Source organism: Listeria monocytogenes, assembly GCF_041765605.1.
Lineage (GTDB): Bacteria > Bacillota > Bacilli > Lactobacillales > Listeriaceae > Listeria > Listeria monocytogenes_D.
This window is the reverse complement of record NZ_CP168900.1, coordinates 468,030-484,043: the sequence shown is the minus strand read 5'-3', so window position 1 is coordinate 484,043 and position 16,014 is coordinate 468,030. Positions and strand designations below refer to the sequence as shown.

The window sequence follows — 16,014 nt, the reverse complement described above, 5'->3', positions numbered from 1 at the left end:
AAAAAGGCTAGATATAGTCCGAAAACCACATCTAGCTCTTTACACTACTTCTATTTACTAGCACGTGCTTTTTTAGTAAGAGCCACTGCAGTTCCTACTGCTAATAACCCTATCAACAGGTAGAGCGCATTATCGCTATCGCCAGTTGTAGGGAGTGAAGCTTCTTTTGAATTATAAGGGTCATAAGCGTTCATTGTACTTGTTGTGCTAGCTGAATTCCCAGTTGATGTGTTAGATGTGTTGCTTCCAGGTATATTTGCGGAAGGTGATGTAGTGTTCCCTCCGTTATTTGTAGTCGGCGGAGTGTTCCCTCCAGTTGTTGGTGGTGCCACAGGATTTTTCGTGAATTGAGCGTACAGCGTAATATCATTTGCTGGCATTTTATCTGTCGCAAAATCCCATTTTTTACCATCTGTTTTTTCGTCATACCAACCTTTGAAAGTATATCCGGCTTTTGTTGGCGTTTTTGGTTCTTTTAGAAGTCCTTGATAGTCTACTGCTTGAGTCGTTGTTTTTCCATCAACATCAAAGGTTGCTGTATAGCTATTGGCGCTATATTGAGCATATAAGGTGATGTTTTTAGCAGGCATTTTACTAGTTGCAAAATCCCACTTGTCACCGCCAGTTTTTGCGTCATACCAGCCTTTGAAAGTATAACCTTCTTTTGTTGGTGCCGTAGGTTCTTGTAGCAAGCCTTGATAATCTACTGTTTGAGATGTTGTTACACCGTCATTATCAAACGTTGCTGTGTAGCTGTTAATACTAAATTGCGCATATAAATCGATGTCATTTGTCGGCATTTTATCCGTACTGAAATTCCATTTAGTTCCGCCGGTTTGGGCATCAAACCACCCAACAAATGTATAACCTTCTTTTACAGGCTTAGCTGGTTCAGTCAATAAATTCCCAGCTTCCACTTCTTTGGTTGTTTCTTTGCCGTCCACATGAAACTTAGCATTAAAAATTGCCTTAAGTGGCTGCGTCACAGTTCCACTAAATGTTGTCGTTCCTTTTCCAATAGTGACAGATTGGTTAAAGGTATAACTTACTTCATTGGTATAACTAGGTAAGTTCCATGTTATATCAGGTTCTGCGTAACTACCGCCATCGCTAATAGTAGCTGGTGCAATCAAAGCGCCAGTCACATTTTTCACCGTGTTTGGAATGGATACATTTGCTTTGTAGTTTACTGGTGCATTTGTCCATGCTTGATCATTCAACCCTAATTGGGTAATTCTTGTTAAATTAGCCAATGGTGTAAGGTCGCTAATTTGGTTATGCCCAGCCGAAAGCCAATTAATATTGGTTAAACTCGCAAGCGAGCTTACGTCACTTACCTTGTTATTATAGAAAAATAATCTTTGAAGCTTTGTTAAACTAGAAACTGGGCTTATATCACTTATATTATTAAAGTATAACGTTAAATATGTGAGATTTTTCAGGTTAGAAATTGGGCTAATATCTTCTAACTGATTTTCATTTAGCTCTAAGTTAGTGAGTGCGGTTAGACCAGCTAGGGGACTGATGTTACTTATTTGGTTAGCTCCCAGTTTTAACTCAGTTAGTTTTGTTAGACCCGACAGTGGTGCTAGATTACTAATTTGGTTATTTGCTAAATCTAAATCTGTAAGGTTTGTTAAACTCGCCAATGTGCCTATATCTTTTAACTGGTTACCATTTAAGGATAATTCGTCCAAATTTGTTAAAATCCCAAGTGGAGTTATATCACTTATTTGGTTGTTAGTAGCGATAAGACTTTCTAAATTGGTTAATTTAGCCAGAACACTAATATCCGACACCTTATTACTTGAAATATCTAGTCGTTCTAGTGTTGTTAAATTAGCTAATGGTTTTAAATCTGTCACTTGATTACCAAAAGATAATTGCTGTAGATTAGTTAAACCTGAAAGCGCACTAATATCACTAATCGTGTTACTAGATAGTTCTAGCCGATTTAAATTTGTTAGATTTTTAAGCGGGTCTATGTCCGTTATCTGATTGTTGAACAAAGTCAAACCAGTTAGATTCGACAAATTAGCTAGCGGAGTTATATCTGCTATTTGATTATTATTCATCAAAATATCAACTAACTTAGTTAAATCTTTAAGTGGCGTTATATCCGTCAGTTGATTATTGCTGAAATTTATTTGTGTTAAATTGTTCAAGTATTCCAATCCATCGATAGATTTTATCCCTAATCTATCCGCCTGAAGCGTCGTAACTTGGTCTAGATCTGTTTGCGAGACCGTGTCTGTTACATTCGTTTTTCCTAAGACCGTCTTCATTTTTTCCGCTAGAGCTGTATCTGTAAAAATCTGATTAATAGGAGTATCTTGTGTAATTGTAGCTGCCTGAGCATTTGTCCCGTTACTCGTGTTAATCCATACTCCACTGCCAAGTACTAATATTGCTACTAGTATACTTTTCAACCATACATATCGTTTTCTTCTCACTATATACACTCCTTTTTCAATAGTTAGAAACAATATCAGGTTTCGTTGTATAGGATTTTCTCCTGCATCCGAAAAATCATGTCTGCTTACTTTATTAAACTATGCGCCCCATGAATTGTTCCTATGGTATTCAGTAGCTAATCTATCTACGGAGCCGCTTAGTGATATCTTTCATCTCGTTCGTTCCAGCACATTTTCCCTATATATAATATTTTTATGTATTTCACTATCGAAGCTTAATAGGAATTCAACCATGCAAATCATGTTATGTTGATACCACACGTGTCATTCCACCTTTTAAAATGGTCTATTATTGACGAACTCAAGCCCCGCACTCTTCCCGCCAAAACTCTCTTTTTTTCACTTCTTCTATATAATCACCCCTTTCAAAGCCCATTAAATAATAATAGCTATTTTTCCCCAAAAAAGAATTAACTTATGTTATCCTCTACCCTTTATGTTCAAAACAACACATAAGGATGTCGAGATTTTTGGTGAAATGTATACAAAAAAAGATAACACGGTGTGATTGTGTTATCTTTTTACTTTGTATGCGTTGCTGGTTGATAGTTCTTTTTGTTTCTGAACTGAGAATTGATTTCTTCGAGTTTAATCTTTATACCACGAATAAAAATTTTATCTTTTACTAGTTTTGCTATAAAAATCACCTTATTTTTCCAGTGGAACATAACAATGCACAAAATTGACATGTTCTGATAATAGGTAAAGAAAGAAGACGAGATTCGATCTCTTTTGGCATTTTATTCTTCAAGTAAAATGTTGGAATAAGACTCTTCTTCACCTAACGGATAGTTATCTGAAATATTATCTAAAAACTCCCAGTCTTCATCACTTAACTTAGAAATAACCGCAGAATAATCATCTAAACGATTAATTTTTTTAGTCCATGTAGCAAATGCTTGTACTAGCTCTAGATTGGCTTTATCGTCCAATTTCGTATATGCCTCTATTAAAAGTTCCAACATTTCTGCATTAACATTAAAGTACGTTAATAGAAAACCATCCATCGGCACGTAATCTTCATAAATATATTGCGCGACGATTAATTTCTCACCGTGCGTTAACGGTTGGCCATCCTCATCTTTCTTTAAAAAGCTTTGAGCTAATTCTGTGAATTCTTCGTATGTCATTTGTATAAACTCCTTTTTGAATTATGATTAAACTTGGCATAAAATTTACTCTCTTTTAAGTTTCTCCAAAACAATTTCTGCTGCTTCTTTCACTGATATTGGAATATCCCGCTCTAAAAGGTTCTTGGTACTAGATTTTATCATTTCTTTATTAGCTTGATTGATACAGTCTTCTAGCACTCTCAGGCTCCTTATTATCGTCAAATGGTAGCTATCATCTAGTAGGGCAATAATATTGGAAAGCATTGCTTCATCACCCAGAAAATGCAAGGCTGAGTATATTCCTACTTTTGCAAAAGAGTCCGTTTCTTTATGTAACTGTTTTTCCAGCATTATCTTCGCTTCGTCAGTTCCTATAAAACCGATTGATTCAGCAGCAAAGCAACGTACATCAGGGTTGTTATCGCCCAACGCCTTCTTTAAATACGGGAGACTTTCTACTTTAGCCAAATTTCCTAAAATCTCTATGGAGCACATTTGAACTAAATCATCGTCGTCCGTTGTCCCTATGAGGGCTGCTTGAAAAACCGCTTCGCTATCAAAATAATATAAATACTCATAGGCAAATATTCGAGCGTTCTCATCGCTATTATTTATGCTAGCTAGTAAGATGTTCTCCAATTCTAGTGGGGCCTCTTCAAGATTTAACTCACTTATCAAATCTTCTGCCTTCTCATAATCAAAAGGTTTTTGCTGGATAATAGTTTTAATTTCATTGAGAATTTTTTTCATTTTTTAGCATATACTCCCACCTCCAAATGGAATCTCATCGTTGCTTCCACCTGCGCACAATCTTCTTCAGAAAGCTTTCTTTTTCCACCTCTTCATTCGCCCTGCAATTTATAATATGTTTAAAATATCTCGAAAACTCTGAGTCATAGCTAAAATTATCTTCCCCGTACTGAATAAGTTGCTCTCTGTTCGCTATTTTCCATTTCAAATAATCTTTTTCAGGTATACCAAAAGAAGTCAAAAAGACGTCATCCGGGTTATTTATTGCTACATTACAAAGCATTTCCTGCCCTTTCTCCTCAAGTTCCAAATAATTATCATTTTCTTCAAAATAGATTGGATTAATTAGCATGCAATAACCCATTATCCAGTCAACCTCTGTAATATTTCCCAGCTCGCTAATGCCGAAATCATACATATATTTTAACTTATCGCCTTCCGTCTCATCATCTTCCACTTCATACATATCAACCAACATATCCCATCTAATATAAAACGCCCGTACAAAATAACGAATATTCTTCTTATCAGATATCCAGGTATTATAGCTATAATCTAATACCTCTTGAACCTTTTCCTCTATCTCCAGTTGGTCTAGTTCTTCCCATTCTAGGTTTATCATAACAGCCCTCTTTTCTGTGTATGCTTTGGACTTCGTTTATTCCGCCTCTTTTTCACAAATCCCTTAGCCCAACAATCCGACATAAACCCCGAGATAAGCATACATTCCAACTGAAAAAGTACATAGGACAACAGCACATATACCTTTAAATATCATACTTATCCTACTTTTTTTAATTAAATATAATCCTGCAATTATTACTAGGTTAATCAAAGCTGCAATTGAGATAGCCATGATAGAAAAACCTCCTTAATAAAATAAATATGACGTGATTACTGTTATACCAAGTAAGGTTAAAAAATATATTTCTATAATTCTTTTTGTCCGCTTTCTTATCTTTTTAACATCCATAATTTCTAGTGAGATAATAACAATAAAAATTGTTTCTAATCCCAAAAACACAGTTACAATAATATCTGTGAGAAAATTATAAAAAAACATATGAATTAAAATGGAACTCATGAGAAATAATATTAAAAACAGTAGAAAGCTATTTTTTTTGATAAAAGCCAATAAATATTCAACTCCAATTTTCAATTTACTTCAATCTTATACACTCAACCTTCTCTTTGCTTGTGTTCCGAAATCTTTTTGTTATTATCTAACTGTTTAAGTTTTCCTCAATATCAGGAAAATACTGCTAAGCTAGGCGAATCACTGATTATTAATTCTTTTTTATTATTTTTTCTTTATTTCTGCAAATTTTCCTATCTTCGGAAAATAATTTTCAATAAATAAAACTCTCTATAACATAATAAATATATATTCCTAAAGCGACTATAGCTAATGTTGCTGATAGGATAGATAAAATTGTAGACTTTCCTTTACGTTTACTCCATAAAACTAATAAAAGCTCGATGCACAAAATAATTATTTGCACTACCAAAATCACATAAATATATGATTTCAGGGTTTCACTACTGCTTATGAAAATACCTGTTCCAACTATCATAATCCCCGCAAAAAGTATGCTTGCACCTATTTTTTCCAAGATACCTTTAGTTTTTTCTGAGAGATGCAGCGGAATGAAACAAATTGCAAATGTAATAAAATTTATTGATACATTTATAATAAATTCAATCATGATTGTTACCTATAATGTTCATAATGATTTTCTCTTCACTTTACATAGCCCACTGTAAATTTGAATAGAGATCAATATTGAGATTTCAAACGCTAATTCTTCTATAGTGGCTTTCATTCGTTACATGTCCAACCGAGGAACTAGCATTATACAATAAACTATAAGGGCTAGAAGGAAAATAATGATAGCTATATTGTTAAGGATGGTTTTATTGTTTTTCTTACGTCTCGTTTCATAGCCAATAATTAATATAAGTAGAAAAACAAAATATATTATTATCACAAGTAGCATATTATCCCCCTAACCTTCTTAAAAGTAGATAGTTATCCCCGTAACCACAAATAAAGTTAGCACTATTAATACTTGCATACACCTCGAAAAGAAGTTGTCTTTCTTAAAATCTATAATAACTATACACATTATAATTATGCCGATGAATTCCAAATCCATTATTAATTTCAAAATTGAATCCATTTCAATCTCCTAATTTGGTTATTTTCTTCTTTTTTGTTTCCTAGAATTATATTCTTCCTATCTTGCATATCCTCCCGTAGTGTTTATTCTTTTGATATGTATTATTTATATCTCTTACTTTTATAATAAGCCCTCCCTGTAAAAATGGAGGGCTTATTCTTAGTTTATTTTTTTAGTTTGTTCATCAAATCTTGTTCTACACTGCCGCCGAAACGCAGGGCTAGAATATCTTCTTTTTTTATCCAACAAGTTCCATCTAATCGACCTTCGTCATCCACTAAAGTAATTTCTAATCCTTCATATTCGTTTTCAGCGATCATTCCAATTGCTGGAGTCTCATCGCCTATGATGTCAATAAAGATTATCTCTTTACTTTGGTATACATAATCAGCGGCAATTTCGAAAAGAGAATGCTTTTTGTTTGGTGCTTTCTCAAATAATCCTGAGCTGATTGGTTGATTAAGATGTTTTGCGAGTAGTTCGGCTGTTTTTAGATGTGCCGTGTCAATTTCTATTCGGTACACTAATTCTAACGGAAGAACAACATGTCCCTCTTCGTAACCGTCCGAACGTCGCGAGCGAAACATAACATCACTCGCTGTAACTGCTTCAATGTAGCCCGCCTCGAAATATTCGTCTTCGCGTGATGCGTAGATGGCTACTAGTTTATTTGCTTCTTGGCATTTTAGTAATCTTTCGTACATAAATTTTGTGGACATTTTTGGTTCCTCCTTAGGATTTCATAATCAATTAACTTTTAGCAAAAAACACTTCATTAAATTCTTTTAAAAAATTCAAATTATCTTTTTCAAGCCAAACGGACCATTCTTGAAAATGTTTGGTAAATTCCTCTTTAGTCATACTTTCTAAATGGGAAAATGCATTTTGTTCTGGAAAATCTTCCTCCAGAGCTAAAATAACGAAATTAAATTCATTAACAAAATATAGTCCCCAGTTACTTACATTAGAAAACAAACAAGCTTCATTGAAGGTTAAAAAGAAGGTGTTCTTTTTATCCTCAGATTCGTTTTCTAAAATATCCATTTGCTCTAAAATCTGTTTAGGATTAAGCGAAGTAGGAATCTCAGCTATAGTATAATCTGAATTTTTTTCAGTTGCGCTGGTAAAGAACAAGTTTTTCACTTTATTATTAGATGAAATTTGTAAAATCCATTCCCAACCTGTTTCTTCGTAAAAATAATCCATATCATAAACGAAAAAATTATGGAACTTAGTATTAAAAATATTTTCAGGTAGGGAATTATCTGAATTAAATACCTTAGCAAATTCTTTATTAAAGTTAGCATAGGTCTTCTTTTTCAGTGTCATTTTTTCCAATTGATTATCCCCTTCTCTTGAATCAGGATTTTCCGAAAATTATTCAGTTGTTTTTCATTTAGTACTTTTCCATCTTTAAAGCCAAGAACTTCATCCTATTTCGGGTTATCAAATTAATTCTCACCAATATTTCAATGACCGAATTGCGTTTTTTAGTGTAGTTATATTTTCTTCATCTGATTCAATTTGCAGGCGAGCATAAAAAGCATTAATTATTTGCTCTCTTTTGAGATGGTTTTTTAGATCTGCTAAATTATTAATCGTTACATATCGTGCTACTTCATCAGATGAATTTAGTAATTGGATTAGCTTTTGTTCATAACAATCCTTTTCAGCTTCCGTCTCACTTAATAATACCGAGGTGGAGTAACATCCAGATTTCACCACGTCACTGGTTTCATTTTCTAAATGTTTTTCTACACCCTCTATTACGTCATAAGCCCCCAAATCACCAAGATTTAAAACTGCAAAATACCGAACCCAACGATCAACGTCATTTAAATGCGCTAAAAGAATTGGTTCTGCTTGCTTCATTCTGTGATAACCCATATACTCGAAACACTTTGTTTTAACTTCTTTTGTATCAGACATATGAGCCATTACTAAGTTCTTGATGCGTTTATGAGAGTTAGTTAGTAAAGCGTCTATCGCAGCAGCTCGAATTTTTTCAGAACTTGATTCTGATAGACTGACTAGCGCATTTTCGACTGCTTTTCCTTTTGCGTATTTGCCTAGTTTGGGTATAATTTTTAGCATTTGAGTTTCATTTGGAGTATTTTTTAATGTTTGGAGCAATTGTTTCGCATCCAATGGGTTTCTCCTTCGTTATGTTTTAGTAGTTCATTTGAAATTATTTCTATTGCTGTGGTGTCTAAAACTGGTGGAAACTCTACCATTATTCCATCCTCTATTTCTATATCTTTTCTAGGCTTCAATTTTTAAAATTATGCGACCTATTTTTATTTTTTTCATTTTTCTTAGTTGTTATAACTTGTATTAAATCTTTATCAAAAAGTTATCAATAAATTACTAATTAAACAATCCCTTAATAGCATAGTACTCATATAATCCAAAAATCATAAAAACAATAAAAAAAACGGTTATTATATATGTATTTCTGTATTTTTTAGGGGTATTATCTGAAAACGCTTGGAAATAGATTAAAATTATTACATTTGTTATTAACAGAAAGATTAATACATCAGGCATATTTAATTTCTCCTTAAACTTTAATATAAAAAAAATGAACTTATAATTATTATTACAAACATACTAATACAAACAGTTTGAAGATAACCTTGAATTTTGTTATTTGTATTCATTTTTTCAATTAAATCAAATAACATAAAAATATTTGCAAGCAAGATGAAACCTACACTAACCTCTATAATAGATTGAGCCCCTGGCAACTCCCATAAATAATATACAATTAACGTTACGACTAGCAAAAAGCATAAACTTAACTTAAAATATTTCCAAGATTTATTTTTTTTATTCACCTTATCCCCCTCCTAACTTATAGATATAAAGCAGGAAATAACTATTTTCCTGCTTTATGTTATTAGCTCATTTTCCTTCTAATTTTATTATAATATCGTTTTGCCATTTTCCTATAACTCTTACCTGATTTTAAATTTAATTTAGTGCTCAAGTGCTTCTTATAATTCTTTCTTAGGGATTTATAGTTACTTTTTACTGTATATTTTATTGTCTTGATATTTTTAATTACCTGTTTTTTAAATGATCTATTTTTAGTTCCCTTTTTGAATACTTTAGCTATTGTTCCTACTTTACCAGCAAGACCAAAAACCCTAGCACCTGTGGTCCAATACAATGCATCTCTACCACCTCTAAAAGCCGCTTTACCTGCACCTTTCCATGTTGATTTCTTACCTCGAATTTTATTTGTTATATAATACTTAGCTGCTCCTCCTATTGCACCACCTATAGTTGCCGCAGCCCACCAAGGCATATTACCATCAGGATCAAACATCATCACCGGATTATTATTCGCATAATTATACCCATTCATCGTCTGCGGGTCGTCTTCATCGCCTGGGTCTGGATCGTAAGCGGTAAACACGCCTTGCTCTGGTTCGTAATAACGCGCCATCAAGTAATATTGTTCAATTTCCTTGTCATACGTATATCCCGCATAACCATACGGATTCGCTTTGGCTTCTTCTGTAGAGGCAGTGTTTTTCAGCACATTTCCCCAAGCATCATACGCATATTCAGCGACAATCTTACCTGCTTCATCTGTGAGTGCAATAACATCGCCATGCGCATTATAGTGATAATAGAGGGTTTTACCATTCATCTTCATCGCTAAACGAACATTATCATCCGAATAAACATACTGACGAACTACTTTTCCATCCCCATCAGTTTCATACAGAACATCAATACTATCGCCGTCATAATGATAATTCGTCGTCACGCCATCAACGGTTTTCGACAAGCGGCGGTTATCATCATCGTACGTATAACTTGTAAACGGCTCGCTCTCACCTTTTTTCGTAATGCTGCTTAAACGGTCGCCGGTATCCCATGTATACGTGTACTTGCCATCGCTTGTACGGTTACCATTGGCGTCATACGTCAGCGCTTCTCCGTTCCACGAAACCAGTTGATTACCATCATTATAACTTGCGGCAATTGTTTTTGTCTCGCTTCCGCTGATTGCTACTTGTGTGCGGTTTCCGAAGCCATCGTATGTGTATGCTTTTACGGTGCCGTCTGGTAGTGTTTCTTTGGTTAGTTGGTTAACTGCATCGTATTCGTAGGTTGTTTTACCGTCTTGTTTGTTGTCGATGCTTGTGCGATTGCTTGCTGCGTCATAGGTGTAGTTTTCGTCTAAAATTTGGGTGCCGCTTGCACTACTAATAGCTGCGTTGGTGACTTTTTGGGTGCTATCGTAGGTGTAGTTGGCTGCGGTGCCGTTTCCTGCTGTGTAGACGTTGATGTTTCCAAATTCGTCAAACTCGAAATAGGCGTTTTTGCTTCCATCGTTTACGCGGGTATTTCGGTCTAAGTCGTTGTATGTGTAGCTTGTTTTTGCTGTGTAGTCGCCGTGGTTAATGGCTACTTCGCCGACTTTGTCTGTTTTTCCTTTGTTGTCTTTTGTTGGTTTGTCTTTGTATGTGTAGCTTACGTCGCCACCTCGTTCGGCTACTTTGGTGATTCGGTTGGCATCGTCGTAGGTTTTGTCGGTTACGATGCTGTTAATTTCATCGGTTACTTTTGTTTGGTTGCCGTTTGGATCGTATTGGAATTTAAATGCTAGTTTATCATTCCATTTGATGCCATCCATACGGTCAGCGGAATCGTATGTGCTTTCGGTTACGCGACCATTTGGCATGATTGCTTTTGTTTCATTACCGGCTGCATCGTATTCGTACTTGATTGTGCGATTGAGCGCATCGGTAAATGCGGTAATTTTGTTATCTACGTCATATTCATAGATATTTTTTTGCGTTTTGCCGGATGCAGTGACATTTTTTTCGGTGGTGTTGCCATTGTCGTCGTACTTATAGGCTACAGATGTGCCGTTTGCTAGTTTTGTATCTATAAGCGCGTTGTCTGCATCATAAGTTAATGTTTTTTTGTTGCCTTTTTCGTCTGTTTCGGATGTTTTGTTGCCGTAAATGTCGTAAGTAAAGCTGATTTTACGGCCTTCTTCGTCATAGCTGGCTGTTACGTAGTTGCCGGAAGCGTCGTATTCATTTTTTGTTAATACTTCGCCTTCTATGACACGTACGTCGTCAAACCATGCTTTTCCTGTTAAACCATTGCGGAACATGGTGTAAACTTTAACTGATTTGATTGGTTTGGTTGGTTTAATTACTACTGCGCTTCGGTTCCAGTCGTTGGTTCCTAGCGGGAATTGTCCTTGTACGGAAGAAGTTGTGCCATCTTGATAGTTGATTGTTCCCCAGACAGAATAATCGTTCGACATCGTAGCAACTGAGCCGTTTGATTTGGCATCTTCTGATTTGGATAGTGCGGAAATTGTTAATGCTTTGGCTTCTTTTTGATTTACTGGCACATCTTGGGCAATGTGTGTATAGGCTTCACTTGTTGCTTTTCGTTCAAAATAAACGGCACTATCACCACTGTAGCCTTCATTATCTACTACTTTTGCTTGTGTAAGTGCGGTATTTCCTGAACGTGCCCAGCCAGTCGGAAGCGTTCCATTGTGCTCTTCAAAACTGCTGTTGACTACCGGGTTGTAACTGGAAGCAACACTACCTTTTTCAAATTGAACATTGTCGTACCAAATTGTTCCTTTTCCTTTATGTGGAGCTGGTTGTTCGTTGTCTAAATAAAGCAAGACTTGGCGCGTGTTTTTAGATGTTTTAAAGGTTAATTGGCGTTTTACCCAGCCGCCGTTCTTTTTGATGGATGTCGCACGGTTGGATTGCCATACGCCAGCATCGGTAATGTCTTTTGCATTCGCATCTTGTAAACGTCCAATGAGCAGTGCATCGGCGTTTGTCATTCCGGATGTTTTAATCCAGGCACTAAATGTATACGTTGTTTCTGGTTCTACATCAACGCGTTGAGTAACGGATGAATAGCCTTTTACGGTAGAATTTGCTTCGCTTGTTAGTTTAACGGAACCGCTGCCGCCGAGTGTTCCTGGAGCTGACTGAGTGCTATCGAATGTCATGCTTCCTTTTGCATCCCATTGAATAAGAGTCCAGTTAGAAACTCCTGCTCCTTTTTCAAAGCCGCTGTTTTGAAGTAAGTTACCTGCTGAAGAAAGTTCCCCACTACCTCGAATTGGATTTCCATAGGCGTCATACTGTGTTACAGAGGATACTTGAGATTCTGTCGCAAGTGTTTCTGATACCGCATCTGCTCCATCATAAGCAACCGTTGTTTTGCGGCCTTCTGTGTCAGTTGCGCTCGTTACATCGTTATTTCCATTGTAGGTATATGATTCTGTACCATAAGCATCTGTCGCTTGCGTGATATTACCATCTGCATCGTAAGCGTATGTTTCTTCTTGTCCCTTAGGATTCACTTCTTTTACTAGGTTATTTGATTCATATGTGTAGGTCGTTGTGAGTTTGAGACCATCTGCATCCACAATTTCTTTCTTTGGATTTCCAGCGTCATTGTAGGAATAAATGGTTTTCTTCTTTTTCTCGTTTGTCAAAGTTGTTTGTTGCTCTTCCATGTCATAAGAAAGTGTTGTTTTTTTGCCGACCGGATCGGTTATTTCTGTTAATTTCTCTTCTTCATAAGCAAAAGTTGTTTCGTATGGTTTTTCTTCTGTATGTTTTGGATCGTAAATCGATGTTAATAAGCCATCTGTGTAGCCATAGCGGTATATTTTCCCGCGGGCCGTGGATGAACTGATTAGCTCTTGTTTGTCATTATACGTGTAGCTGATTTTACGATTTTCTGGTCCGACAAGTTCTTTTACGAGCTCGCCTTCATACGCTAAAGTCACGGTACGTCCGGAAGCGTCGCGCATGCTTGTTAGTTTGCCGTCTGTATATTCATAAGTTAACTCATTGCCTTTTGTATCTTTTTCGGATTTTAATCGTCCATCAGCTAAAAAGCGCGTTTCTGACTTATCTTCTTCTATTTTCAAATAGCCATCTGCGTTTTTAGTAATCTCGGAGTAAATGCCTGGTGGAGCCTCGTATTTATCACCTTTTTTAGTGAAACGATGGACTTTCTTGTCCGATTCCACCCATACGATATTTCCGTTTTCTTCTTCAATAAGTTTCTCTTCAAGCGTACTTGTCCAGCCTTTACCAAAAATGCCTGTTGCGTCATCTTGGCTGTTAAAAGTACGGTCGACATTGATGCTCGGGCCGCGGCCTTCTAAGTTAAAATCTGTTTCATGGAATAAAAAGTTTCCATTTGTAGCGTTTACTTCGCCGCCACGTACCGGCACACTTGTCCAGTAATCTACCATTCCTAGCTGTTTATTTACTACTTCTGGAAGGGATGGTGTCGCTGGTTCGGATTGAATACTTGTGGCGTTATTTCCCGCTTTTTGGTACGCAACAATTCGGAACCAGTAGTTTGTTCGTTCTTTATAATTACCGCCAGAATTGGTATAAACTGGAGAAGGATCTTTTGCTAGTTCATCGCCTTTTCCGTCATGATGAAGAGCGAATTTACCTTCTGCAATTTCTTCTTTGGTTGGCCAAATCCCTTTATTTTGGGTGGTCCACTTTGTTTCTGCGCCAACATCGTATTCTTCGTAGACTTTCCCATTGAAGACAAGTACTTTATAGCCATCCGCCATTGGGCTCTTTTCCCAGTTAAGTTCCACGTATCCTGTTTCTTTATGAGCTAAGTTAGAATATGCTTTCGCAGCAGGGGGTTGTGGTTTTTCGATTGGCATATAGGCAAATACTAAGTCGGAATTCGGACTTTCTCCACCCGGGAAAACGGCTTGCACTCTGAATAAATAGCGCGTTAAATTGCGCAGTCCAAAAGTACTTCCAGCTTGAAACGCATTTTCATATTGCGCTCGCGGATCAAGAGCGAATTCGGTTCCTTTGCCATCATGGTGGAATTCGAATTCTCCATTAGCGATTTCGTCATTTGTTGGGAAAATTTTCTTCCCTTTAGTGCTCCAAGTGGTTGCGGTACTTTTTGTATTAATATATTCGTAGTTATATCCATTAGAAATAACGATATTATAACTCGTTGCACCAGGAACAGCCTTCCAAGATAAATCCATGTAACCTGTTCCAGTTCCTACTCCATTCGAATTCGTTTTAACAGTAGGTTTTTCCGGTTGAGCATACGTATAATTTACTTCTAGATAAGGATAGTTTTTATTATTTTCACTTGCTACTAATTTTTTCCAATAGTTTTGATCAATGTTCGTAGCTAGGCGGAAACCGTTATTTGGTCGCACGCCACTTGCCCATGCTTGAACTGTTTTAGTGACATCTAAATTCGCCCACTCACCTCGACCGACATTGACGCTTCCAATCCGTGTCGTTGCAGGAGCTGTATTCCATGTCACTTGCCATGGGGACCAGTTCGCATTAGATTCATAGTACCAAAGATCATTTTTAACTGTTGGGGACATATGCCAAATGTTATACACTTTTAGCGTTGCTTTAGAAATCGTCGCTTTATTTAAAGTAGACGTGTCCATTTTTAAATAGGCGGCATTATTTCCTGTTGAATTGTCCCATTTACCAAGTTTTAACGTGTAAGCATTTTGGCCTGAATCCCAAAGTTTGCTTCCGATATTGGTTTCTGTTGGTTTTGCTGAATTGATGTTGGCATTATACACTTCATCTAATCGGACAGATGGATCAATATAGACAGGATATTCGCGCGCGGCATCATTTAGCCATGCTGTATCTACTTTTAATTGTAGCTCATAGACTGTTTTGGTGAGTTGTTTCACTTCAAAGGAAACATTCTCGGATAACGCTGCTTCCCCGGTCTCAGCGCCGACATTGGAATCTGTCATAACTGGTTTCGGAAGCGTATACATTGTTTCGCCGGATTTATTTTTGAATAGCACATCGCCATTCTTTGCCAGCTCTAAACCTAGTTTTGTTTCTATTTGATAAACATACGTATCTACTTGATTAGGTTCATGTAGTACGATGTCTTCTTTTACTGATTGTGGAAAAGTTAAATGACGTAAATCTGTTTTAGGAAATACATTTTCATAAGTAACTTCATTTTCTTTGTAGGTCGCTGGTTGGTCTGTAACTGCTTGTTCATTTTCACCTGTACGTGCTCCTTTTAAGCGAAAAGTAACTTCTGCGCCAGCTTTTGTTAGTTTCTGATATGCGCCGTCTTCCATTTTGTCTAAGAAGCCTAATTCTAATGGAGTTTGTTTTGGAACAATCATGTCAGAATCTGCTTCTTTCTCCACATTCGCATCGATGCGTTTCATCTCGCCATCAACTTCCATATTGATAGGATCCGCAAAGATTTGTTTCGTAAAGCTCCCGTCGTGATTATCAAAAACCACTTCATTTTCTGTTCGTTCGTCTTTCACTTCTGTTGGTGCTTGTTCTCCCGCTTTCTTTTCTGGTTCTGCTACCCCGGTTGACGTCTCCTCCGCCATTGGTGCATAACCAGGTATTAGTGAAAGAAATAGCATAATAGCTATTAGGCTCACTAAGATTTTTTTTGCTTTTGCATGTTTTTTCATGT

Annotated in this window: 11 protein-coding genes; all 11 read right to left on the bottom strand. The window is 36.5% G+C overall.

What is annotated here, in order from left to right; translation table 11 throughout:
* Positions 1-50: 50 nt before the first annotated feature.
* Positions 51-2,453 (bottom strand): class 1 internalin InlA, encoded by a 2,403-nt coding sequence (gene inlA, locus AB2Q86_RS02390; RefSeq protein WP_012581938.1) that lies wholly within the window; start codon positions 2,451-2,453, stop codon positions 51-53.
* 761 nt (positions 2,454-3,214) lie between these two features.
* Positions 3,215-3,604, bottom strand: a complete 390-nt coding sequence (locus AB2Q86_RS02385) for a hypothetical protein (RefSeq protein WP_012581940.1) — start codon at positions 3,602-3,604, stop codon at positions 3,215-3,217.
* Between the two features lie 45 nt (positions 3,605-3,649).
* Entirely contained in the window at positions 3,650-4,336 is a 687-nt protein-coding gene (locus AB2Q86_RS02380) for a HEAT repeat domain-containing protein (RefSeq protein ID WP_012581941.1), read from the bottom strand.
* A gap of 34 nt (positions 4,337-4,370) precedes the next feature.
* Positions 4,371-4,958, bottom strand: coding sequence for a hypothetical protein (locus tag AB2Q86_RS02375; protein WP_012581942.1), 588 nt, complete (start codon positions 4,956-4,958; stop codon positions 4,371-4,373).
* Positions 4,959-5,021: 63 nt separating this feature from the next.
* On the bottom strand, positions 5,022-5,192 hold the full coding sequence (locus AB2Q86_RS02370) for a hypothetical protein (RefSeq protein ID WP_162917772.1): 171 nt from the start codon (positions 5,190-5,192) through the stop codon (positions 5,022-5,024).
* A gap of 493 nt (positions 5,193-5,685) precedes the next feature.
* Positions 5,686-6,042 carry a hypothetical protein gene (locus tag AB2Q86_RS02365; protein WP_041176480.1) on the bottom strand — a complete coding sequence of 119 codons (357 nt, stop codon included), beginning with the start codon at positions 6,040-6,042 and terminating at the stop codon, positions 5,686-5,688.
* Between the two features lie 638 nt (positions 6,043-6,680).
* A complete protein-coding gene (locus tag AB2Q86_RS02360; RefSeq protein ID WP_012581943.1) occupies positions 6,681-7,235 on the bottom strand; it encodes a hypothetical protein in 555 nt (184 codons plus the stop codon).
* Positions 7,236-7,266: 31 nt separating this feature from the next.
* Positions 7,267-7,845, bottom strand: coding sequence for a hypothetical protein (locus tag AB2Q86_RS02355; protein WP_231846852.1), 579 nt, complete (start codon positions 7,843-7,845; stop codon positions 7,267-7,269).
* A 129-nt stretch (positions 7,846-7,974) separates the two neighbouring features.
* Positions 7,975-8,664 carry a HEAT repeat domain-containing protein gene (locus tag AB2Q86_RS02350; protein WP_012581945.1) on the bottom strand — a complete coding sequence of 230 codons (690 nt, stop codon included), beginning with the start codon at positions 8,662-8,664 and terminating at the stop codon, positions 7,975-7,977.
* 419 nt (positions 8,665-9,083) lie between these two features.
* Positions 9,084-9,353 carry a hypothetical protein gene (locus tag AB2Q86_RS02345; protein ID WP_012581946.1) on the bottom strand — a complete coding sequence of 90 codons (270 nt, stop codon included), beginning with the start codon at positions 9,351-9,353 and terminating at the stop codon, positions 9,084-9,086.
* A 62-nt stretch (positions 9,354-9,415) separates the two neighbouring features.
* Complete coding sequence (locus tag AB2Q86_RS02340; RefSeq protein ID WP_012581947.1) at positions 9,416-16,012, bottom strand: DNRLRE domain-containing protein; 6,597 nt, start codon at positions 16,010-16,012, stop codon at positions 9,416-9,418.
* Positions 16,013-16,014: the final 2 nt, after the last annotated feature.

Coding starts and splice junctions, on each gene's coding strand:
- AB2Q86_RS02385 (WP_012581940.1), bottom strand. CDS start 3,604: ATGACATACGAAGAATTCACAGAATTAGCTCAAAGCTTTTTAAAGAAA.
- AB2Q86_RS02365 (WP_041176480.1), bottom strand. CDS start 6,042: ATGATTGAATTTATTATAAATGTATCAATAAATTTTATTACATTTGCA.
- AB2Q86_RS02375 (WP_012581942.1), bottom strand. CDS start 4,958: ATGATAAACCTAGAATGGGAAGAACTAGACCAACTGGAGATAGAGGAA.
- AB2Q86_RS02340 (WP_012581947.1), bottom strand. CDS start 16,012: ATGAAAAAACATGCAAAAGCAAAAAAAATCTTAGTGAGCCTAATAGCT.
- AB2Q86_RS02360 (WP_012581943.1), bottom strand. CDS start 7,235: ATGTCCACAAAATTTATGTACGAAAGATTACTAAAATGCCAAGAAGCA.
- AB2Q86_RS02380 (WP_012581941.1), bottom strand. CDS start 4,336: ATGAAAAAAATTCTCAATGAAATTAAAACTATTATCCAGCAAAAACCT.
- AB2Q86_RS02355 (WP_231846852.1), bottom strand. CDS start 7,845: ATGACACTGAAAAAGAAGACCTATGCTAACTTTAATAAAGAATTTGCT.
- AB2Q86_RS02370 (WP_162917772.1), bottom strand. CDS start 5,192: ATGGCTATCTCAATTGCAGCTTTGATTAACCTAGTAATAATTGCAGGA.